A 21,774-nucleotide genomic window follows, 5' to 3' on the forward strand; every position below is an offset into this window, starting at 1 on the left:
CCCTCAGGCGCGGGTGCGGTTGTATTCGTCCAGCGCCGCCTTGATCGAGGCTTCCAGCTCGCCGCTGACCTTGCGGTCGTTGCGGGTCATGTCGTCCAGCAGGTCGGACTTCTGGCCGCGCAGGAAGTGGATCAGACCGTCTTCCCAGGCAACGACGTCGCGCACAGGCACGTTGTCGATATAGCCCTTGGTGCCGGCATAGATCACGATGACGATCTCGGCGTTGGTCAGGGGACGGTACTGCGGCTGCTTCATCAGCTCGGTCAGGCGCGAACCGCGGTTCAGCAGGCGCTGCGTCGCGGCGTCCAGATCCGAACCGAACTGGGCGAAGGCGGCCATCTCGCGGTACTGCGCCAGTTCCAGCTTGACCGGACCCGCGACGGATTTCATCGCCTTGGTCTGGGCGGCCGAACCCACGCGGCTGACCGACAGACCGGTGTTCACGGCAGGGCGGACGCCCTGGAAGAACAGTTCGGTCTCCAGGAAGATCTGGCCGTCGGTGATCGAGATCACGTTGGTCGGGATATAGGCCGACACGTCGCCCGCCTGCGTCTCGATGATCGGCAGCGCGGTCAGCGAGCCCGAGCCGTTGGCCTCGTTCAGCTTGGCCGAACGCTCCAGCAGGCGCGAGTGCAGATAGAAGACGTCGCCCGGATAGGCTTCGCGTCCGGGCGGACGGCGCAGCAGCAGCGACATCTGGCGATAGGCCACGGCCTGCTTGGACAGGTCGTCATAGATGATCAGCGCGTCCATGCCGTTGTCGCGGAAGTATTCGCCGATCGCGGTGCCCGAATAGGGCGCCAGGAACTGCATCGGCGCCGGGTCGGACGCGGTCGCTGCCACCACGGTGGTGTAGGCCATGGCGCCGGTCTCTTCCAGCTTCTTGACCAGCTGGGCCACGGTCGAGCGCTTCTGGCCGACGGCGACATAGATGCAGTGCAGGGTCTTCATGCCCTCGGCCTCGCGGCCGTTGTAGCTCATCTGGTTCAGGATCGTGTCCAGCGCGATCGCGGTCTTGCCGGTCTGACGGTCGCCGATGATCAGCTCGCGCTGGCCGCGGCCGACGGGGATCATGGCGTCGACGGATTTCAGGCCGGTCGCCATCGGCTCGTGGACCGACTTGCGCGGCATGATGCCGGGGGCCTTCATGTCGGCGATGCGGCGCTCGGTCGTCTCGATCGGGCCCTTGCCGTCGATCGGGTTGCCAAGGCCGTCCACGACGCGACCCAGCAGGGCCTTGCCGACCGGAACGTCCACGATCGAGCGCGTGCGCTTGACGGTGTCGCCTTCCTTGATCGAGCGGTCGTCGCCGAAGATCACGATACCGACGTTGTCGGTCTCGAGGTTCAGCACCATGCCGCGGATTCCGCCGGGGAACTCGACCATCTCGCCGGCCTGGACCTTGTCCAGACCATAGACGCGCGCGATGCCGTCACCGACGGACAGGACCTGACCAACTTCGGCAACTTCGGCGTCCTGGCCGAAGTTCTTGATCTGCTCCTTGAGGATCGCCGAAATTTCGGCAGCCTGGATTCCCATTATCCGACCTCTTTCATGACATTCTGCAGGGAAGCGAGCTTCGAGCGGACCGAACTGTCGATCATCTGCGAGCCCAACTTGACAATCATGCCGCCGATGAGGGTCTCATCGACGCGCGTGTTCAGCTTGACCGTCTTGCCGGATTTCTCGGCCAGGGTCTGTTTCAGGCGGTCCATCTGCGCATCGGTCAGTGCGATGGCGCTGGTGACGTCGGCGGTGACCTCGCCCCGCTCCGTGGCGATCAGCTCCGCCAGGCGGGCGGTCAGTTGCGGCAGCACGAACAGGCGGCGATTCTTCGCCATCAGCTGCAGCGTGTTGGCCAGCACCGGCGACAGGCCCATGCGGGTCGACAGCGCGCCGATCGCGGCCGCCTGCTGGTCGCGGGAATAGATCGGGCTGGCGATCAGGTCCCGCAGCTCGGCGCTGTCGTGCAGGGCGGCGTTCAGATCGTCGGTCTGGGTGGCCAGGGCGTCCATGCCCCCGCTTTCCTTCGCGATCTCGAAGACGGCCTGCGCATAGCGTCCGGCGATGCTCTGGGAGATGGAAACAGAGTTGGCCACGGTCATCCTTTACGGTTTGCGCAAACCCCGCTGGCGGGCCGGGCTGCTGCCTGGTCTGTCGCGGGGTGCGGGTCGCGGTCGCGCGGCTGATGGAAGGTCGCGCGCAAATCTGGGGCGTCTCTAGCAGGTGATTTGACGCCCGGCAACCGTCCAGGGCCCTGAAACGCGGGCCTTTGCGACAAACGGCGCAGGATCGGCGAAACCCCACGGGGACAGCGCTAACACCCCGCATCCCGGGCCCGCGCACCGTGCGGCAGGATGTCGCATCAGAGGCCGGTTTCAGTCGATTTCGCGGGCCGTCGGGGCGGCTTGCGGACGCGGTCGGGCCACCCCGTCCAGGATCTCCAGCGGACTTGGCACATGGATTCGCACCCCGGGACCGACCGGCGCGCGGGCATGCTTGGACAGTTCGACCATGATGACGCCGGCGATCAGCACCCGGCTGATCCGCGCGCCGGTGCGTTCCCAGAACTGGGCGCTGCGCAGCCAGAATCGCCGGTCCGAGGGCGGGATGTAGATGGCGCTGCCATGCCAATCGGGCTGGAACCCCGCGCGGCGCATCTGCGCCTCGATCTGACCGGTGGTGTAGGACCGCCCAAAGCCGAAGGGCGTGCGGTCCGACGCGGCCCACAGGCCCGCCCGGTTCGGCACCATCAGCATCATCCGCCCGCCCGGCCCAAGGCAGCGCCATGCCTCGGTCAGCAGTTCGCGGGGATGCTCGCTGGTTTCCAGCCCGTGCAGCATGACCAACCGGTCCAGGCTGCCGGTCTGGATGGGCCAGGCGGTCTCGTCGCACAGGACGGCATGGTTGGGCATGCCCGCGGGCCAGCCCATCACCCCCTGCGGGCCGGGCATCAGCGCGGTCACCCGCCGCGCGGTCGGCAGATAGGGTCGCAGCATCGGCGCCGCGAACCCGAACCCTGCCACGGTCATGCCGCTGCTGCGCGCAGGGTCCCACCGCGCCGTCAGCCGGTCGCGCAGGATCCGCTGGACCACGCGCCCCAACGCCCGTTGGTAATAGAACCGTCGCAGCTGGTCGATGTCGTGGTGCATTGCGCGCAGGTCCCGGTTTTGACAGGCTCAGGTGAACACATGGTCAAGGATTTGCCAATGCCGCTGGAACTGGTCACGCTGCGCTGTCTCAAGGACAACTACGCCTATCTGCTGCATTCGGACGCGGGCACCGTGCTGATCGACGCCCCCGAGGCCATGCCGGTCCTGACCGAGCTGGAGGCGCGGGGCTGGGGGCTGGACGCGATCCTGCTGACCCATCACCACGACGACCACATCCAGGCCGTGCCGGAGATCGTCGCCGCCACCGGTGCTCGGGTCATCGGGGCCGCCGCCGATGCGCATCGCCTGCCGCCGCTGGACGTCAGCGTCGTGCCAGGAGAGCCGCTGGAGGTTTTGGGCGAACCCGTCCACGTGATCGACGTGTCGGGCCATACCGTGGGCCACGTAGCGTTTCATTTTCCGGACAGTGCGATGGCCTTCACCGCCGACAGCCTGATGGCCCTGGGCTGCGGTCGCCTGTTCGAGGGCGACCCTGCGATGATGTGGGACAGCCTGTCGCGGCTGAACGCCCTGCCCAGCGACACGCTGATCTGTTCGGGGCACGACTATTGCACGGGCAACGGCGCCTTTGCCCTGTCGGTCGATCCCGACAACGCGGCGCTGCAGGACCGCTTGTCAGCCATCGCCGAAGCGCGCATCCCTTGCGCCCCCGCCACGCTGGAGGTGGAGCGCGCCACGAACCCCTTCCTGCGCGCCGCCGCGCTGGCACCGGCGCTTGGGATGGCGGGGGCGGATGACGCGCAGGTCTTTGCCCGCCTGCGCCGGATGAAGGACAATTTCTGAGGCCTGCGGCATCGGCGCGCGGGGGCGTGCCGGCCCCGCGCTTGAAATGCGGGCTTTGCGACATCACATCTGCCTCAAGCGTGGGAAAATCGTGGCACCTGTCTGAAAAATCACTTGAAGCCGAACGAAATCCACCAATTCTTAACCCTACCGTGACAGTCTGGGCAGGTGGGCCGCGAACAGCCCATACCGCCAGCCGACTGACAGGAGACGACCGTGCCAAGTTTCTCGACCTCCCTGGAACAGGCCATTCACCAAGCGCTTGCGCTGGCGAACGAACATCGACACGAGCTTGCGACGCTGGAACACCTGTTGCTGGCGCTGACCGAGGAACCCGATGCGGTCAAGGTTATGCGCGCCTGCAACGTGGACCTTGAGGATCTGCGCAAGACGCTGGTCGATTTCATCGAGGATGACCTGTCGACCCTGATCACCGACGTCGAAGGTTCGGAGGCCGTGCCCACGGCCGCGTTCCAGCGCGTCATCCAGCGCGCGGCGATCCACGTGCAAAGCTCGGGCCGGCAGGAGGTCACCGGCGCGAACGTGCTGGTCGCGATCTTCGCCGAGCGCGAATCGAATGCGGCCTTCTTCCTGCAGGAGATGGACATGACCCGTTACGACGCGGTCAACTTCATCGCTCATGGCGTGGCCAAGAACCCGTCCTTCAACGAGCCCCGCAAGGTGGTCGGATCGGAGGAGCCGGTCGAGCAGAGCAAGGCCGAGGCCGCCCCCGACCCCAAGGACGAGACCGCGCTTGGCAAGTACTGCGTCGATCTGAACGTCAAGTCCAAGAAGGGCGACGTGGACCCGTTGATCGGACGCGAATCCGAGGTCGAGCGGGCCATTCAGGTCCTGTGCCGCCGGCGCAAGAACAACCCGCTGCTGGTGGGTGATCCGGGCGTGGGCAAGACCGCCATCGCCGAGGGCCTGGCGCTGAAGATCACCCGCGGCGAGACCCCCGAGGTCTTGGCCGGGGCGACGATCTTCTCGCTGGACATGGGCGCGCTGCTGGCCGGCACACGCTATCGCGGCGACTTCGAGGAGCGGCTGAAGGCCGTCGTCAAGGAACTTGAGGCGCATCCCGACGCCATCCTGTTCATCGACGAGATCCACACCGTGATCGGTGCGGGCGCGACCTCGGGCGGGGCGATGGATGCGTCGAACCTGCTGAAACCCGCGTTGGCGGGCGGCAAGCTGCGCTGCATGGGCTCGACGACCTACAAGGAGTATCGCCAGCACTTCGAGAAGGACCGCGCGCTGAGCCGCCGGTTCCAGAAGATCGACGTGAACGAGCCTTCGGTGCCGGACACCATCAAGATCCTGATGGGTCTGAAGCCGCATTTCGAGGCGCATCACGACCTGCGCTATACCAATGACGCGATCAAGTCGGCGGTAGAACTGGCGGCACGCTACATCAACGACCGCAAGCTGCCGGACAGCGCCATCGACGTCATCGACGAGGCCGGTGCCGCCCAGCATCTAGTCAGCGAGAGCAAGCGCCGCAAGACGATCAGCCCCAAGGAGATCGAGGCCGTCGTGGCCAAGATAGCCCGCATCCCGCCCAAGAACGTCAGCAAGAACGACGCCGAGGTCCTGCGCGACCTGGATGCCGGTCTGAAGCGGGTCGTCTTTGGTCAGGACAATGCCATCGAGATGCTGTCCAGCGCCATCAAGCTGGCCCGTGCGGGCCTGCGCGAGCCGGAGAAGCCCATCGGCAACTACCTGTTCGCGGGCCCGACGGGCGTCGGCAAGACCGAGGTGGCCAAGCAGCTGGCCTCAAGCCTGGGGGTCGAGCTGATCCGCTTCGACATGTCGGAATACATGGAGAAGCATGCCGTCAGCCGCCTGATCGGCGCGCCTCCGGGCTATGTCGGCTTCGACCAAGGCGGCCTGCTGACCGACGGCGTGGATCAGCACCCGCATTGCGTGCTGCTGCTGGACGAGATCGAGAAGGCGCATCCGGATGTGTTCAACATCCTGCTGCAGATCATGGATGCGGGTCGCCTGACCGACCATAACGGCCGGACCGTCGATTTCCGCAACGTGATCCTGATCATGACCTCGAATGCGGGCGCCGCGGATCAGGCCAAGGCCGCGATCGGCTTCGGACGCGACCGGCGCGAGGGCGAGGACACGGCCGCGATCGAGCGGACCTTCACGCCCGAGTTCCGCAACCGTCTGGATGCCATCATCTCCTTTGCGCCGCTGTCGCGTGACGTCGTGGTTCATGTCGTCGAGAAGTTCGTCCTGCAACTGGAAGCGCAGCTGATGGACCGCAATGTCCATATCGAGCTGACCCCCGAGGCTGCAAACTGGCTGGCCGAAAAGGGATACGACGACCGCATGGGCGCCCGCCCCTTGGGCCGCGTGATCCAGGAAAGCATCAAGAAGCCCCTGGCCGAGGAACTGCTGTTCGGACGCCTGACCAAGGGCGGCGTGGTCCGCGTCAAGATCGAGGACGATAAGCCGGCCTTCGACATCACCGGCCCCGATGCCCCACGGATCGGCAAGTCCAAGACGCCCTTGCTGACTGCTGAATAAGCGCGAAAGGCCCCGCCACGACGGCGGGGCCTTTTTCGTTATGGGCCGGCGTTCCTGAACGCCGCCGGCCATGAACCAGAACCGACGATCGCGACAAGGGATGCGGGGGCGACGCCCCCCCGCGCGGGGCGGGCCCCCTCGATGGGGGTCCGCCCCTCTTCCGATCAAGGTGTGATCAGCCGTGCCGGGATCAAGCCGCGCAATGCGTTGCCGCAGTAAAGCTGGCCGTGCTGCAGATCCGCCACCGTCAGCACGGCCTCCTGTGCCCGACCATCGGCCAGCAGCGTCTCGCGCAGGACGCCCGGCAGCAACCCGCTTCGCGACGGCGGCGTCAGCAGGCGACCATCGCGGCGCAGGAAGATATTGGTGATCGTGCCCTCGCACAGCTCCCCGTCTGCGTTCCTCAGCAGCCCTTCATCGATGCCGGGGGGCAGCGCCGCGCGGGCGGCGTCATAGATCGGTCGATGCGACGTCTTGATCCGCAACCATGGGTCGCCCGCCTCAAGGCGCATGAACGACAGGACCACCCGCCAGACCGCCGGGTTCGGCGGCAGCGGCGCATGGGTCAGGGCGACCTGCCCTGCCTGATCGACCGACAGCCGCGCCCGAAGAACCGCACCACGCGGCAGTCGCGCCAACGCCGCCGTGACGCTGTCTTCGTCCAGCGCGATCCCGGTCGTCGCGCAGCCGCGGCGCAGACGTGCCAGATGGCGCGGCCACAGGGCGATACAGCCGTCCGCCTCGGCGCGCATGGTCTCGAAGACGGTCAGGCCGTCGGGGATCGGCCCAGAAATGCGGCCTTGCACAATGCTTCCTCCCATTCGGACCCGGCTTGGCTGTCATGCACGATGCCGCCGCCGACATTCAGGCGCAACATTCCCGGCGTTTCCACCCAAGGGGACCGGATCGCCACGCTGAACCGCATAGGCCCCGCCGGATCGACCCATCCGATGGCCCCGCAATAGACCTCGCGCGCGGCGCCCTCCAGATCGGCGATGATCTGCATCGACCTGACCTTGGGCGCTCCGGTGATCGACCCGCAGGGAAACAGCGCCGCCAGGATCTGTGCCAGCCCCGCGTCGGGCGCCAGCTGACCCTGCACTGTCGAGACCATCTGATGCACGGTGGCATAGGTCTCGACATTGAACAGCTGCGGGACGCGAACGGTGCCGGGCAGGCAGATACGGCTGATGTCGTTGCGCAGCAGATCGACGATCATCAGGTTCTCGGCCCGGTTCTTGGCCGATCCATGCAGCGCCTGCGCGGCTTGCGCGTCATTTGCCGGGGTGTCGCCGCGTGCGGCCGTGCCCTTCATCGGGCGGGTGGTGATACCCCTGTCGGCATCGACGGCAAAGAACAGCTCGGGCGAGCGCGACAGGACGACCGGCCCACCCAGATCGACAAAGGCCCCCTCGCCCACCGGCTGCCGGGCGGCCAGCGCGGCATAGATCGCCAAGGGATCGCCCTCGACCTCGGCCTGCAGTGGGAATGTCAGGTTGATCTGATAGGTGTCGCCTGATTCGATCAGCCCGTGCACGGCCGCGATGGCCGCGTCATAGCGCGCGCGATCCCACAGGGGGCGCACCGCGCCGATGGCGACGCCGTCGGGCGACGGCAGGGGATCCGCCGGGTGCGGGCCGTCAAAGACCCCCATCAGGATCAGCGGCATCTGCCGGTCCGCCGGCATCAGCCCGGCCAGCCGTGGGATCAGCGCGTGACCCAGTTCATAGGACAGATACCCCGCCAGCCAGCAACCCCGCTCGGTCGCCGCCTGCATCGCGGCCAGGGCCGGACCCACGCCCGCCGCGCTGTCCGCCCAGATGATCGCCTGCGGGGCGCGGAACAGCGTGCCGTCGCCCAGGGGCCCGGTGTCGAACCGGATATGCCCGCCCGTCACGTGGCGGCCTTTTTCGCGGCGGCGCGGCCTTCCTTGATCTTGGCTGCCAGATCGCGCGCCACGGCGAAGGCGCCCTTGATGCGTTCGCCGTCGGTGGCAAAGTCGCGCTTCAGCACGACCTTGTTGTCGGTGACCTTGGCCGTGCCGCGCTCGTCGGACAGGAAATCGACCAGCCCGGCGGGGTTGGGGAACTTGTCCTGATGGAACTGGACCGTGATGCCCTTGGGGCCCACGTCCAGCTTGGCGATGTTGGCGCGCTTTGCCATCGCCTTGATGCGGATCACCAGCAGCAGGGTGTTGACCTCGCGCGGCAGCGGGCCGAAGCGGTCGATCAGTTCCGCCGCAAAGCCCTCCAGCTCGACCTTGGTCGTCAGGTCGGCCAGGCGTCGATACAGACCCAGCCGCACGTCCAGATCGGGGATATAGCTGTCGGGAATGGTCACCGGCACACCCAGGTTCAGCTGCGGCGCCCATTCATCCTCGGGCGTGCCCTCCAGCTCTCCGGATTTCAGCTTGGCGATCGTCTCCTCCAGCATGGCCTGGTACAGTTCGAACCCGACCTCCTTGATGTGGCCCGACTGCTCCTCTCCCAGAAGGTTGCCGGCACCGCGCAGGTCAAGGTCCTGGGACGCCAGGTTGAAGCCCGCTCCCAGGCCGTCGATGTTGCCCAGGAACTTCAGCCGCCGCATGGCCTGCGGCGTCAGCGGCGCACGCGGCTTGGTGGTCAGATACGCATAGGCCCGCGCCTTGGAACGACCCACGCGACCGCGGATCTGGTACAGCTGCGACAGGCCGAACATGTCGGCGCGCCAGACGATCATCGTGTTCGCGGTCGGGATATCCAGCCCCGATTCGACGATGGTCGTGGCCAGCAGGATATCGTGGCTGCCGTCGTAGAAGGCGTTCATGCGGCTGTCCAGGTCGCCCGCCGCCAGCTGGCCATGCGCCACGATATAGGACAGCTCGGGCATGTTCTCGGTCAGCCAATGCTCGATCTCGGGCAGGTCGGTCAGGCGGGGCACGACAAAGAATGACTGCCCGCCGCGATACTTCTCGCGCAGCAGCGCCTCGCGGATGGTGACGGTGTCGAATTCGCTGACATAGGTGCGGATCGCCAGGCGGTCGACCGGCGGCGTGCCGATCACCGACAGGTCGCGCACCCCCGTCAGCGACAGCTGCAGCGTGCGCGGAATGGGCGTCGCGGTCAGGGTCAGCACGTGGATGTCGCTGCGCAGCTCCTTGAGCCGCTCCTTGTGGCCGACGCCGAAATGCTGCTCCTCGTCGATGATGAGCAGGCCCAGGTTCTTGAACCGCACGCCCTTGGCCAGCACTGCATGAGTGCCCACGACGATGTCCACGCTGCCGTCCGACAGGCCGGTGCGGGTGGCCGACGCGTCCTTGGCACTGACAAAGCGCGACAGCGGGCGGACGGTGATGGCGGTGCCGCGAAACCGTTCGACGAAGCTGCGGTAATGCTGGCGGGCCAGCAGGGTCGTGGGGGCCACGACGGCGACCTGCATCCCCTGGCTGGCCGCGATGAAAGCCGCACGCATGGCGACCTCGGTCTTGCCGAACCCCACGTCGCCCACGATCAGGCGGTCCATCGGGCGACCGATGGCCAGATCGCCGGCTACGTCCTCGATTGCGGACAGTTGGTCGTCGGTCTCGCTATAGGGGAAGCGCGCGGCAAAGGCCTGCCAGTCGTGATCGTCGGGCTCCAGCAACGGGGCGGGACGCAGCAGGCGTTCGGCGGCGACGCGCATCAGCTTGTCGGCGATCAGCTTGATGCGTTCCTTCAGCTTGGCCTTGCGGGCCTGCCAAGCTCCGCCGCCAAGCCGGTCCAGTAGGCCCTCCTCGTGGCCGTACCGCGACAGCAGCTCGATGTTCTCGACCGGCACGAACAGCCGGTCGCCGCCTGCATATTCCAGCGCCACGCAGTCATGCGGCACCTTCATCGCCATGATCGTCTCGATGCCGGTGTATCGGCCGATGCCGTGTTCGACATGCACGACCAGATCGCCCGGCGACAGGGTCTGGGTGTCCTTCAGGAAATTGTCGGCCTTGCGCCGTTTCTTGGCGCCACGGATCAGCCGGTCGCCCAGCACATCCTGTTCCGAGATCACCGCCAGCCGCCCCAAGGCGCTGCCGTCGGCCACGAAACCCTCGTCCAGGGGCCAGACGGTCAGGCCGATGCTGCCCGGCTGGTCCGGCAGGTCGCGGATGTCCGCGATGGGCTTGGCCCCGGCCAGCCCCTCGTCCGTCAGAAGACCGGACAGGCGTTCGCGTGCGCCGTCGGAAAAGCTGGCGATGATGACGCGGTGGGTGCGCGCCAGCGCCTTGACGTGATCGGCAAGCGCGCCGAACAGGTTGATCTGCTCGGCCTGGCGTTCGGGGGCAAAGTTGCGCCCCTGCCGGCCGCCCGCGTCCAGCACGCCCGGCCCGGGCGGCTGCTGCAGGACCGACAGGCGCAGCACCCGGTGCGGGGCCAGCCAGGCGTCCCATTCGGCATCGGTCGGAAACATCGCGTCGGGTGGCACGGGCTTATAGACCGTGTCGGCCCGCCCCTTGGCGGCCATCGCGGCGCGACGCGCCTCGAACTGTTCGCGGATCATCGTGCGGCGGGCGTCGATCACCTGGCCAATGTGATCGTCCAGCACCACCGACGCGCCGGGGGCATAGTCGAACAGGCTCTCCATCCGGTCGTGAAACCACGGCAGCCAATGTTCCATGCCGGCCGTCTTGCGGCCCGCGCTGACGCTTTCGTACAACGGGTCGCTGGTCCCGCCGCCGTATTCGGTGCGATAGCTTTGCCGGAACCGCGTGATCGAGGGTTCGTCCAGGATGACCTCGGACATCGGCGCCAGCTCGATCCGGTCCAGCTTTTCGGTGGTGCGCTGCGTGTCGGGATCGAACCGCCGCGCGCCGTCCAGCACGTCGCCGAACAGGTCCATGCGGATCGGCCCGGTGGTGCCGGGAGGATAGATGTCGATGATGCCGCCGCGGATCGCGTAATCGCCCGGGTCGGTCACGGTCGCGGTCTGCGCGAACCCCATGCGCACCAGGAACTCGCGCAGGGCGACCTCGTCGATGCGGTCGCCCACGCGCGCGATGAAGGCGGTGCCGCGGACCAGATCGCGGGCCGGCACCCGCTGCAGCACGGCGTTCAGCGTGGTCAGCAGGACGAACGGTCCCTTGATGCGCCCCTGCGCCAGCCCCGCCAGCGTCGCCATGCGCGCGGCCTGAACCTCGGGCGCCGGAGAGATGCGGTCATAGGGCGTCGTGTCCCAGGCCGGGAAATCCAGCACCGGCAGATGCGGTGCCATGAAGGTCAGCGCCTGGCGCATCGCCTCCATGCGGCGGTCGTCGCGGGCCACGTGGATCACGGGCGCGCCGCGGTTCTCGGGTCGCGCCGCCTCGCGCGCGATCAGCGCGGCGTCATAGCCTTCGGGCGCACCGGACAGGATCAGCTTGTCGGACATGGATGCTGACCTAAGCGGCTGCGCGGGGAAGTCAAGCGGGTCAGAAGCCCACGGGATGCAGGACCGTCCACAATGCCCCCCACAACGCCGTCACCGCGACCGCGATCATCGACAGGATTGTCACGAACCGCTTGTGCCAGACCATCGCGCGGGCCGCATCGCCCGCGGCCTGCGACACGGGGGCGCGCCCCTCCTGCGCGGCATGGACCAGCGGCACCAGACGCCGTGCCAGGCGCACCCGCATCCAGAACAGCACCCAGAACGGCAGCAGCAGCAGCGTCAGCGCTTGTGCCATCTCCAGCCAGAAGACGAAACCCAGCACCGCCAGCGAGGTCATCAGGAAGCTGGTGACGCCCAGAAAGGCCGCCCCCTCGCGCGGGCGCAGCTGCCAGCGGGGCAGGATCAGCGACAGCCAGTCCAGCAGCGTGATGACCGCCGGTCCCTGCGCATCGTCGCCCGCCAGCGACGCCCGGGCGCGGGCCAGGACCACGGTCGGGATGCCCAGCACGCTGCGGCCGGCGACCGACCACATGCCGATCAGCACAAGCCAGAACCAGATCGTCGAAAAGGACCGGCTGCCCAGAAGCCCGATCAGGTTGTCGAATTGCGGCACGGGCAGTTCCTTGTCCTTGTCTGCGCGCGACCTTAGAACGGGTTTCAATCAAGGAAAAGCGGCACGGTTGCCCCACCCCAGACAGGAGGCCCCCATGGCCAGTCCCATCATCGCCCCCTTCCCCGCCGGCCGCCTGCGCCGGCTGCGCCGCAACGCCAACATCCGCGCGATGGTGTCGGAACGGAACCTGACCCCCGCCAACCTGATCTGGCCGATCTTCGTGACCGAGGTCGCCGGCGCCGAGGGCGAGATCGCCTCGATGCCCGGGGTCGAACGCCTGACCCTGGACGGCGCGCGCCGGGCGGCGGAACGGGCGGCGCGGCTGAACATCCCCGCGATCTGCATCTTTCCCCATTCCGACCAGGCCAGCCGCACCGACGACTGCGCCCGCGCATGGGATCCCGACAATATCGGCAACCTGGCCATCCGCGCGGTCAAGGAGGAGGTCCCCGATCTGGTCGTGATGACCGACATCGCGCTGGACCCCTATAACGCCAACGGCCATGACGGGCTGGTCCGGGACGGAGAGATCCTGAACGACGAGACCATCGAGGCGCTGGTGCGCATGGCGCTGGTCCAGGCCGATTGCGGCGCGGACATCCTGGGGCCAAGCGACATGATGGACGGGCGCATCGCCGCCCTGCGCGCCGCCCTGGAACGCCATGACCACAAGAACGTCGCGATCCTGTCCTATGCGGCGAAATTCGCCAGCGCGTTCTATGGGCCGTTCCGCGACGCGGTGGGTGCGTCGGGCAGGCTGGTGGGCGACAAGAAGACCTATCAGATCAACCCCGCCAACCGCGGCGAGGCGATCCGCTGCGTCGCGCGCGACCTGGCCGAGGGCGCGGACATGGTCATGGTGAAACCCGGCATGCCCTATCTGGACATCTGCCGGGCCGTGAAGGACGAATTCGGTGCGCCCACCTTCGCCTATCAGGTCAGCGGCGAATACGCGATGATCGAGGGGGCGATCCGCAACGGCTGGCTGTCGCGCGACGCGATGGTGGAAAGCCTGCTGGGCTTCCGCCGCGCGGGCTGCGACGGGGTGCTTAGCTACTTTGCGCCGACGGTGGCCGAAATGCTGGCATGACGCCGGTGGCTGGCGTATCTTGCGCGCCAACGGGCCGAGACGAGCCCCGCACCCCGACACGAGGCGACACATGACCCACCCGATCCACCTGTCCCGTCGCAACCTGCTGCTGACCGGGGGCGCGGCCCTACTGGCCGCCGGCTGCAGCAACGCGGTCGGCAGCGACGCGGCCGCCCAGCTGGATGCGCGCGTCGACCAGACGCACCAGTATCTGGTGACCACCTATCCTGCATCCCAACCCCTGCTGCAGAACGCCCGCGGCGTGCTGTACATGCCCCTGATGACCGAGGCCGCGCTTGGCTTTGGCGGCGCCTATGGCCAGGGCGCGCTGCGGATCGGCGGGCAGACGGTCGACTATTACTCGGCCACCCGCGCGACCGTGGGGCTTCAGGCGGGTGCGCAGCAATACGCGCATGTGCTGATCTTCCAGGACGAACAGGCGCTGACCGCGTTCCGTGCGGCACCGGGCTGGACCGCGGGTGCCGGGGCCTATTACGCGCTGCCGTCGGGCGGCATGGCGGTGGGTGCCGATACGTTCAGCGCCCAGTTCCCGGTCGTGGCGATGATCTTCGGCCAGTCGGGCCTGATCGCCGGTGCGGCGATCGAGGGGACGAAATACACCCGCGTCATCCCCTCGGCCCTGCCCAACGTCCAGTTCGGCAATCTGGGCCTGCCGCCGATGGGCGTGCAGGGCTAGGACCGCGACAACAGCGCCCCGCGGTCATCGGCCAGCCCGATGACCATCGCGGCCTCGAACCCGCCATCGACCTGCGTGACCTCGGCATAGGCGCCCTGCCCCGCGCGGCGCGCGATGCCGTCCTGATCGTTGAAGATCCGCCCCCGCGTGCTGTCGCGGGCGTAATCGGGCAGCTGGTCGAAGACCGCACGGCTGAAGCGGTCGGGAAAGAAGATCTGACCGGTCAGCAGGTCGCGTTCCCCCAGCAGCACCTTGAAATGCACATGCGCCGTGCGGCCCTGATACCATCCAGGCCAGATCGTGCGGAACGCCGCCCGCCCGGCCTGGTTGGTCACCTGCGCGCCGCGCAGGAAGGTCTCTCCGCTCAGGTCGCCCTGCTGCTGGCCGGGATAGCCGCTGTAGTTGCCCTGCGCGTCGCAATGCCAGACATCCACCCGCGCGCCCTAGATGGGCCGGCAGGCCGCATCCACCACCTGCAACCGCAGCGCCAGCGGATAGCCGGCACGCCCGTCGCGGATGTCGCCGCGCATCAGGCGCGGATCGAAGTAGAACGGCCCCTGCGTCGTCGCCGGGGTCACCTGGCAGACGTTCGCGGCGATCAGCCTGGCGGCACGGGCATCCTGGGCCAGCGCCTGCCCCACCGCCCCGATGCCCAGCACGGACGGCGCGGCGATGGCCAGGCTTCGCAACAGCTGACGGCGGTCGATCATCGGGCATCTCCTGTGGTCGGGATGCCATGATGCCCGGCGGGGCGCGCGGGCAAAGTCACATTGCCGTCAGGCGCCCTCGGTCGAGGTCAGGTGCCGCAGGCCGTGCGTCACGTCGGCCCGCACCGCCAGGCGCAGCGCGGGCTCGTCGCCGGCGCGCAGCGCGGCCAGGATCATGCGGTGATGGCGCGGCGGTTCGTTGCGCCGCACACGACCATAAAGCGCGCGCATCGTCGGACCCAGCTGCAGCCAGATCGTCTCCAGCATGGCCAGCATCGCGGGAGCCTGCGCCCGCAGATACAGCATGCGGTGAAAATCGAGGTTGCAGCGGATATAACCCACGGCATCGTGACGCTCGACGGCATCCGCGATCCGCCCGTTCATCACCGCCAGACGGTCGATCAGCGCGAAATGCGCCCGCGGCAGGGCGCGGGCGGCCAACTCGGGCTCGATCAGCGCGCGCAGGGCGGCCAATTCCTCGATCCGATCGTCGGACAGGGCGGGTGTGGCCACGCGTCCCGATCCCGACAGGGTCAGCGCGCCTTCGGCGACCAGGCGGCGCACGGCCTCGCGCGCGGGGGTCATCGACAGGTTGTGATCGCGCGCGATGCCGCGCAGCGTCAGCGCCTTGCCCGGCGGCAGTTCCCCCAGCATGATCTGGCTGCGCAGGCTCCGATACAGGCGTTCATGGGCGGTGGGGTCGGTCGGGCTCATGGCTATGATGTGATCACAAATCCGGGCTGCGTCAATCGCGGAACCGCCACAGCATCAGATCTCCCCCCTGCGCGCGCAGCCACGCCCGATGCGGGGCGTGACCGGGCATCAGCGCCTCGACCTGGGCCCAGAACCGGGCCGAATGATCCATATGCGCCAGATGCGCGACCTCGTGCGCGGCGACATAGGCCAGCACGACCGGGGGCGCCATCGCCAGGCGCCACGAGAACATCAGCCGCCCGTCATGGGTACAGCTGCCCCACCGGGACCGCGTGTCGCGCAGGGCGATGGCGGCATAGGGCCGCCCCAGTGCCTCCGCGAACCGGTCGCAGGCCACCCGCAGGCGCAGCATCGCCAGATGCTTCAGCCAGGCGGCCGCAACGGCGCCCGCCGGGCGTCCTTCGGGGATCAGCAGGCGGTCGTCCTGAACCTGGGCGCGCAGCACCGGTGCCGGTGTCAGGATCAGCGCCCGCCCCTCGACCGGCAGGGCCGCGCCGGGCACCGCCGCCTGTCGCAGGGGCAGCCGGCCCACCGCCGCGCGCAGCCAGTCCCGGCGCGACCGCGCGAAATCCTGCCCCTCGGCCAGGGGCACCCCCACGGGCAGGGTCAGCACCGCGCCCGACCCGTCGCGGGGCACGCGCAGGGTCATCCGCCGTGCGCGCGGCGACCGTCGCAGACGCACCGCCAGCCCCTCTTCGATGATGATCCGCTGATCGCCGCTTGCCATGCCCGCCTTGGCCTGCCAGATAAAGCCTTTGACACCCCTTGGCCTCTGTGGCAGGGGATCACCCGATTTCCCCTAATCGCGGCTGAAGGAGAATACCATGCCCAAAGAGGAATGGGGCACCAAACGCCTGTGCCCGCATTGCGCCACCCGCTTTTACGACCTGAAGGCAGATCCGATGACCTGCCCGGCCTGCGGGAACACATTCACGGTGACCAGCCTGACCGACGGTCGTGGCAAGACGCTGGTGACCGAGAAGACGGCCGCGGCGAACGATGACGACGAACTGGTCGACGACGAAGAGGATATCGCCGACGACGCGGGCGAGATCGACGACGACCTGCTGGAAGAGGACGACGACGACGGCGACGTGTCGCTGGACGACATCGCCGATGTCGCGGGCGACGAAGAGGAATAAGACCCAAGGCCGCGCCCGAAATGGCGCGGCCTTCTTCGTTGCGGCGCATCGATGCGGAGCGCCGCACAGGCCTGCCGGGGGAATTTCCGGAAACTGCACGGCGCCGCCGATTTTCCGCTTGCACCCCGCCGCGCCCCCTCCTATAGACCCCACACGCGGCGGCGCAGACGCGCTTCGCGGACCTCACGGTGGGGCCATAGCTCAGTTGGTAGAGCGCTTGAATGGCATTCAAGAGGTCAGGGGTTCGATTCCCCTTGGCTCCACCATTAGACTTTCTTTGATATTTCAGACAGATGAGCCGACCCGCAGGGCCGGCCTGTCTAGACGTCGATCTCGAAGCCTGGCAGCCAGCGGTGCAGCATTGTCCCCGGCAGGTGAACGGCCGGGCGCGACAGCGTCGTGCGCAACAGGCCGCGGCGGGCCGGATGGGCATTCCCCTCGACCCGCATGTTCTGGCGCTGCATCGCATAGCGTACGCCGGTAACCGGCCCGTCGATGGTCAGGTGCAGATCATGGCCGTCAAGGGCCAGCGCGGTGATCATGCCGCCGCCGGTGACCTCGACGCCCAGAAACGCGTCGATGCCCCGGCCGCCATAGGGCGAGGCCTGATGGCCCGCCAGGGCTTCGTCCGGGCGCAGGGCAAAGCGCAACGTGATCCGGTCGCCCTGACGCCGTGCGGTCGGGCGCGGGATCGTCCAGCCGCGCCCTGCCATGGTTTCTTGCAAAGCCCATGCCGCCAGCTCTCCCATGATGCGGGAATGATGCAGGTCCGGGTGCACGCGGTCGGACAAGGCCGAGGGATAGATCGGCCCCACCATCACGGCATCGTCGCGCCCGGCCACGAAGGCCAGCTGATCGGCGGCGGCATGGTTCGTGTCGCTGCCGTGATGCGACTGGTCCGACCCCGCGGTCTGCATCAACAGGATCATCTTGCGCGCGGCGGGGTAAAGATCGTCCAGCCGGGCCCGGATGCGGTTCCAGTGCGCCTGCAAGGCGTTCAGATACACACCCGGCGCGGCCTGGCGGTCGGCTTCTCCCTAGATCCAGAAATAGACGACCGTCTCTGGCGCGCTCCCCTCCCGCAGATACGCAAGGTGCGTGCCGTCGATGATTATGTCCATGTTGTGACGGACCAACCCGTCGGGGTCCTCCAACAGCGCGATCGACTGACCGGCGACAGGATTTCCGGAGATGCTGATCGGCGCGAAACGCTGCACGTCCTCTGCCTCATCCCCGTGTCCAACCAGGGCCCGCGCCATTGGCAGGGCCGGCGGAACCGGCTTGGATATCCTGACACGCGTGAACTCGGCCTCAGACAGCGCAACAGGACCGCTGCGCTTCTGCAAGCCCTGCAGCTCAATGATGCGACGCTCGGGCCCGGTGTGGATTCCGCTCAGCATTTGCACATTCAGACGAGCGATGTCAGCCAGCGCAAGCTTGTCGACAGCCGGGACATCGGGACCAAGGGCCAAGGATTGGCCATTGAAATGAATCAGCAACGGTGATCCGCTTACCGCTTCGCCTGCCCCGCCCGGCGGGACGAAAGCCAGTCGCGCAGTGCACCGATATCGGTTTCGTTCAGAACCTGAAGCGTCAGATCATGAAGTGTCACGGCGGCCTTGGTACCGGCGTGAATCTGTCGAATCTGCAACAGCGGCATTGCATCGAAGGCTGCGGCCTCTTCGATCAGTCCATCGTCATGACAGGTCAGCAGATGGCCGGACGCGGTAAAATACAAAGCAGACCGTCCGGCGCGTGTTCAGCTTGCTTGCGAAATCAACCCGGGCGGTACCGACCCTCGCAACCCAACGGGTTCCCATATCGCGAAACGACAAACTCAGCCCGCTCTGATCGATCAATGACAGCAGGGTGCCGTGCGGAGATGGCTCTTTCTGTGAAAAGCATATTTCGACCAGAATGGCCTCTGCCTGCAGCAACGCCGTCGCAGGCAGGACGCATCGCAGGCTGGTGCCCTGGACAATATCGATCCTATCCGGCCCGGCGGACAGAACCGTGCCGGGCGGATGCGCCCTGAGCGAAAGGTCGCGCTAGCCCCGCAGCGTGACCGCGGCGACCTGACTGTCCGGGGTGTCAGGCAGCGTCAGGACCATGGGCGCGGGCACCGATGCGCCATCCGACCCCGGGGTCGAGCCGTCGGACACGTTGCTGCCGGTCATCGGGCCGGCGACACCCGGCCGGACCTGCCCGATGCCGAGAGATCATGGCCCCTCATGCCGAGACCTTGGCCGTTCTTCTGGCGTGACGTTCCAGATTTTCGTCCAACGGGTTGAAGGCCTGTCCGTGCAGGTCGGCGATTCGCTGCAGATCCGCGTCGCGCTGGCTGTCGGTCAGTGCCGGCCATGGCGTGTCGCCGCTAATCATGCCGCGATCGCGCAGCATCCGCCAAGTCCGCGGAAAGTCCATCTCGCCAAACGACCCACGTCCGGGGCGCAGCGCGCCGCCCTGAACCCAGTCGCGTTCCAAGGTGTTGATTTCGAACGCGGTCATGCCGGTGAAGGTCTGCAGCTGGCGGACGAAGCCGGGTGCAAAGTCCATGCTGCGCCGGGTCAGGATCGCCACCCGCTGCGCGGCATTGCCGACATAGGCCATCATGTGCAGCGGAGAGCAGTCGACCGTGATGATGTCCCGCGCCGCCTTGTAATGCGCGATCTGGACCGCGGCCGGGTGCTTTTGCGGATGGAACATCTGATAGCCTTCCTGGGCCAGATACCCTTCCAGCAAGCTTTCGGCGATCAGGCCGCCGCGCTGCGCGGGCAGCAGGCTGCGCGAGACATAGATCCGTTCGGGCCCCGCCGGGTCGATCCCCGCGCCGGCATGCGCGCCGACAAAGTCGCGGAACTTGGCGCTGCCGACGGTCAGATCGCCCATGCCGACGCCTTGGCGCGGCACGTGCAGACGCTCGACCCGGGTGGGCGTGGTGATGCAGCGGACCGGCACATCCAGTCCAAGCGAATCCATCAGCGGCCGCAGGGCCTTGAGCATCGGTTCCAGGTTGGCCGAGCTTTGCTTGGGCGTGAACAGCACGCCATCGATCTGGCCCCGCAGCGCGTCCAGCGCCCATGCACGGGCAAAGCTTTCGGTGATGAAATGGCCGAAATGACCGTACAGCGTTCCCCCGAACATCCAGCAGCCGGACAGGGTTTCGACCGTGTCGGGCATGGCGGGCGCAGCGTTCACGGGCTCCCGGCTGTTCGACCAGCTGATCGAGTTTTCGACCATCCGCCCGTCGGGTGTCAGAACGCCCGACGCCTGCTGGCGGCCCCGCCCGTCAACGGGCGGTGGCACCAGGATCGCGTCCTGAACAAGAACCAGATCGTCGGGGGCTTCGAGGTCGAACATCGTCAAACGCTCCGATGGCTGCAAATCTTCGGGGTGAAATGGTACATGATGCTTCAACTTAGGAGAGAACGGTACAGGACCGGAGCGATCCGGTCCAGCCGCTACGCGCCCCGGCCACGCTCAAATGCAGCAAATGCCGTTCGGACGGATGGGATGACCGCCGCAATCCACCCCGGCGGCATTCCCGTCCGGCGCGCCGTGGTGTCGTGGCCCTATCGGGCGGTGGCGCGGCTGAACACGGCGTTCGGATAGGCCTGATCGGCGATCCGGAACGCCGTGGTGCCGACCCTGTCGAACCCGTTCCCTTGATAGAAGGCGATCGCCGGGGCGTTCTCGGCATTCGTGGTCAGCCAGACCGAACCGGCGCCCTTGCCCGCCGCATGATCCAATCCCTGGTGGAGAAGCGCCCGACCCAGACCGCGGCCTTGGTGACGCGGCTGGATATAGAGGGTGGATATCTCGGTCGTGGAGCAGCCAGCGACGGGCGCCGCCTTTCCGCTGCTGATGCGGATGAACGCGTCCGGCCCGTCGTCGTTCTGAGAGACGATGACATGTTCGTCCGGGTCGCCGATCACCGCGGCCAGCCTTGCGGGTGTGAACTGTGTCAGGGCGCAAGTGGCAAAAGCGTCGCTGACGCCGTGACGGATGTATGTGCCCAGCCAGACCTCGATCGAGATGGCGGCAAGCATCGGGGCATCGGAAGGTTCGGCCAGGCGAAATCTCATGCCATCGCCTTTGATCGGGACGTTGCGTGCGGGCCCACCGGCAACCAGTTCATACGCCGCAAATCCGGCAGGATACCGGCACCGCAGATGGCCGCGTTCCGATGATTGGTCGGGTGCGATCAGTCATGGCCGCCAGCCTGGAACAGGCTTTCGGCGGACGCGTCCGGGGCGGGATCGCTGTCCATCGTATCCTCGGCGGACAGGATGTGGACCTGCATCATGCGTTCGGCCCAGTGCGGCTTGCGGGCGGCGATGGCGGCGGCGATCTCCAGGTGATGTTGGGCCGAACGGCGCCGCTGCTGGGGCGTGAAGCGGCGGAAGGTGCGCGTGACCAGCGCCACGTCGACCGTCGCGCGGATCAGGTGCATCAGCCTGGGGGATTGCGTCGCCTCGGCGATCAGCGCGTGGAACCGGGCGTTCTCCTGGTCGATGCCGGCGATCAGGGCTTCGCTGTCCTTGGCGACCTGCGCCAGCGCCTGCATGCGGTGGGCGGAGGCGGTCAGCGCCTCGATCTGGGCGGGCGTCGCGCGTTCGGCGGCCTTGGCGGCGGCATAGGATTCAAGCCGCAACCGCAGTTCGAAGATCTCGCGGACCTCGTCGGCGTCGGGGACCACGCACCACAGCCCCTGCCCCTTGCGACGCTCCAGCAGTCCCTCCAGCAGCAGGCGCTTGATCGCCTCGCGGATGGGCGTGCGCGAGATGCCCAGGTCCTCGGCCAGCCCGACCTCGGTCACCTTGCGGTCGGACGGCAGGCGTCGCTCCAGGATCGCCTGGCGCAGTTCGCGATAGGCCCGCCTGGACGCACTTTCGGCTGATTCCGGCTGCATCTCGAACCCTTCCGCCACGTGCTGCT

General features: G+C 67.4%; 23 protein-coding genes and 1 tRNA gene. 6 read left to right on the forward strand and 18 right to left on the reverse strand.

Annotation, left to right across the window (positions count from 1 at the left end):
- Positions 1 to 3: 3 nt before the first annotated feature.
- From atpA to EOJ32_RS14250, 3 genes are all read right to left on the reverse strand, one after another.
- Positions 4 to 1,539, reverse strand: coding sequence for a F0F1 ATP synthase subunit alpha (gene atpA, locus EOJ32_RS14240; protein WP_045982958.1), 1,536 nt, complete (start codon positions 1,537 to 1,539; stop codon positions 4 to 6).
- A complete protein-coding gene (locus tag EOJ32_RS14245) occupies positions 1,539 to 2,105 on the reverse strand; it encodes a F0F1 ATP synthase subunit delta (protein WP_045982959.1) in 567 nt (188 codons plus the stop codon). Before EOJ32_RS14245 ends, atpA begins: the two co-directional genes overlap by 1 nt.
- A gap of 273 nt (positions 2,106 to 2,378) precedes the next feature.
- Positions 2,379 to 3,152 carry a methyltransferase domain-containing protein gene (locus EOJ32_RS14250; RefSeq protein WP_046001073.1) on the reverse strand — a complete coding sequence of 258 codons (774 nt, stop codon included), beginning with the start codon at positions 3,150 to 3,152 and terminating at the stop codon, positions 2,379 to 2,381.
- Between the two features lie 57 nt (positions 3,153 to 3,209).
- Between EOJ32_RS14250 and gloB the strand changes: the two genes are divergently transcribed.
- Both gloB and clpA read left to right on the forward strand, forming a co-directional pair.
- A complete protein-coding gene (gene gloB / locus EOJ32_RS14255) occupies positions 3,210 to 3,956 on the forward strand; it encodes a hydroxyacylglutathione hydrolase (RefSeq protein WP_127899012.1) in 747 nt (248 codons plus the stop codon).
- Positions 3,957 to 4,172: 216 nt separating this feature from the next.
- Positions 4,173 to 6,497, forward strand: coding sequence for an ATP-dependent Clp protease ATP-binding subunit ClpA (clpA, locus tag EOJ32_RS14260; RefSeq protein WP_127899013.1), 2,325 nt, complete (start codon positions 4,173 to 4,175; stop codon positions 6,495 to 6,497).
- Between the two features lie 164 nt (positions 6,498 to 6,661).
- Here the strand turns inward: clpA and EOJ32_RS14265 are convergent, their stop codons facing one another.
- From EOJ32_RS14265 to EOJ32_RS14280, 4 genes are read right to left on the reverse strand one after another with little or no spacing between them, the layout of a single operon-like run.
- Positions 6,662 to 7,303, reverse strand: a complete 642-nt coding sequence (locus EOJ32_RS14265) for an aminotransferase class IV (protein WP_164871451.1) — start codon at positions 7,301 to 7,303, stop codon at positions 6,662 to 6,664.
- Complete coding sequence (locus EOJ32_RS14270) at positions 7,264 to 8,394, reverse strand: aminodeoxychorismate synthase component I (protein WP_127899015.1); 1,131 nt, start codon at positions 8,392 to 8,394, stop codon at positions 7,264 to 7,266. The genes EOJ32_RS14265 and EOJ32_RS14270 overlap by 40 nt, the downstream gene beginning before the upstream one ends.
- Positions 8,391 to 11,873, reverse strand: a complete 3,483-nt coding sequence (gene mfd, locus EOJ32_RS14275) for a transcription-repair coupling factor (RefSeq protein WP_127899016.1) — start codon at positions 11,871 to 11,873, stop codon at positions 8,391 to 8,393. Before mfd ends, EOJ32_RS14270 begins: the two co-directional genes overlap by 4 nt.
- Before the next feature lie 40 nt (positions 11,874 to 11,913).
- Positions 11,914 to 12,486: a hypothetical protein gene (locus EOJ32_RS14280; protein ID WP_127899017.1), complete on the reverse strand. Its 573-nt coding sequence runs from the start codon at positions 12,484 to 12,486 to the stop codon at positions 11,914 to 11,916.
- A 94-nt stretch (positions 12,487 to 12,580) separates the two neighbouring features.
- Here EOJ32_RS14280 and hemB point away from each other — a divergent pair, with 94 nt between their 5' ends.
- Both hemB and EOJ32_RS14290 read left to right on the forward strand, forming a co-directional pair.
- Positions 12,581 to 13,576: a porphobilinogen synthase gene (gene hemB, locus EOJ32_RS14285; protein ID WP_045982965.1), complete on the forward strand. Its 996-nt coding sequence runs from the start codon at positions 12,581 to 12,583 to the stop codon at positions 13,574 to 13,576.
- Between the two features lie 70 nt (positions 13,577 to 13,646).
- Positions 13,647 to 14,273, forward strand: a complete 627-nt coding sequence (locus EOJ32_RS14290; protein ID WP_045982966.1) for a YSC84-related protein — start codon at positions 13,647 to 13,649, stop codon at positions 14,271 to 14,273.
- Here the strand turns inward: EOJ32_RS14290 and EOJ32_RS20275 are convergent.
- The 4 genes from EOJ32_RS20275 to EOJ32_RS14305 form a co-directional block, all read right to left on the reverse strand.
- A complete protein-coding gene (locus EOJ32_RS20275) occupies positions 14,270 to 14,707 on the reverse strand; it encodes a hypothetical protein (protein WP_205963152.1) in 438 nt (145 codons plus the stop codon). The two genes, EOJ32_RS14290 and EOJ32_RS20275, sit on opposite strands and share 4 nt — an antisense overlap.
- 9 nt (positions 14,708 to 14,716) lie before the next feature.
- Complete coding sequence (locus EOJ32_RS20280) at positions 14,717 to 14,983, reverse strand: hypothetical protein (RefSeq protein ID WP_205963153.1); 267 nt, start codon at positions 14,981 to 14,983, stop codon at positions 14,717 to 14,719.
- Between the two features lie 66 nt (positions 14,984 to 15,049).
- Positions 15,050 to 15,694, reverse strand: coding sequence for a GntR family transcriptional regulator (locus tag EOJ32_RS14300; protein ID WP_084693866.1), 645 nt, complete (start codon positions 15,692 to 15,694; stop codon positions 15,050 to 15,052).
- A gap of 31 nt (positions 15,695 to 15,725) precedes the next feature.
- Positions 15,726 to 16,421, reverse strand: a complete 696-nt coding sequence (locus tag EOJ32_RS14305; RefSeq protein ID WP_127899018.1) for a M48 family metallopeptidase — start codon at positions 16,419 to 16,421, stop codon at positions 15,726 to 15,728.
- A 97-nt stretch (positions 16,422 to 16,518) separates the two neighbouring features.
- On the opposite strand from EOJ32_RS14305, the gene EOJ32_RS14310 reads away from it, so the two are divergent.
- On the forward strand, positions 16,519 to 16,836 hold the full coding sequence (locus EOJ32_RS14310; protein WP_045982970.1) for an FYDLN acid domain-containing protein: 318 nt from the start codon (positions 16,519 to 16,521) through the stop codon (positions 16,834 to 16,836).
- A gap of 190 nt (positions 16,837 to 17,026) precedes the next feature.
- Positions 17,027 to 17,102 (forward strand) — tRNA-Ala (locus EOJ32_RS14315).
- A 54-nt stretch (positions 17,103 to 17,156) separates the two neighbouring features.
- Here EOJ32_RS14315 and EOJ32_RS14320 read toward each other — a convergent pair.
- The 7 genes from EOJ32_RS14320 to EOJ32_RS14345 form a co-directional block, all read right to left on the reverse strand.
- Positions 17,157 to 17,843, reverse strand: coding sequence for a hypothetical protein (locus tag EOJ32_RS14320; protein WP_127899019.1), 687 nt, complete (start codon positions 17,841 to 17,843; stop codon positions 17,157 to 17,159).
- A gap of 30 nt (positions 17,844 to 17,873) precedes the next feature.
- The gene (locus EOJ32_RS14325; protein ID WP_127899020.1) at positions 17,874 to 18,335 is read right to left on the reverse strand and encodes a hypothetical protein; all 462 of its coding nucleotides are present in this window, start codon (positions 18,333 to 18,335) and stop codon (positions 17,874 to 17,876) included.
- 11 nt (positions 18,336 to 18,346) lie between these two features.
- On the reverse strand, positions 18,347 to 18,574 hold the full coding sequence (locus tag EOJ32_RS14330; RefSeq protein WP_127899021.1) for a hypothetical protein: 228 nt from the start codon (positions 18,572 to 18,574) through the stop codon (positions 18,347 to 18,349).
- Between the two features lie 310 nt (positions 18,575 to 18,884).
- Positions 18,885 to 19,013, reverse strand: coding sequence for a hypothetical protein (locus EOJ32_RS20540; protein ID WP_255352789.1), 129 nt, complete (start codon positions 19,011 to 19,013; stop codon positions 18,885 to 18,887).
- A 52-nt stretch (positions 19,014 to 19,065) separates the two neighbouring features.
- A complete protein-coding gene (locus EOJ32_RS14335) occupies positions 19,066 to 20,196 on the reverse strand; it encodes a glycosyltransferase 61 family protein (protein ID WP_052714852.1) in 1,131 nt (376 codons plus the stop codon).
- Between the two features lie 212 nt (positions 20,197 to 20,408).
- A complete protein-coding gene (locus tag EOJ32_RS14340) occupies positions 20,409 to 20,921 on the reverse strand; it encodes a GNAT family N-acetyltransferase (RefSeq protein ID WP_127899022.1) in 513 nt (170 codons plus the stop codon).
- Between the two features lie 119 nt (positions 20,922 to 21,040).
- Positions 21,041 to 21,748, reverse strand: coding sequence for a GntR family transcriptional regulator (locus EOJ32_RS14345; protein WP_127899023.1), 708 nt, complete (start codon positions 21,746 to 21,748; stop codon positions 21,041 to 21,043).
- Positions 21,749 to 21,774 lie beyond the last annotated feature (26 nt).

The organism is Paracoccus sp. Arc7-R13, from assembly GCF_004010775.1.
Taxonomy (GTDB): domain Bacteria; phylum Pseudomonadota; class Alphaproteobacteria; order Rhodobacterales; family Rhodobacteraceae; genus Paracoccus; species Paracoccus marcusii.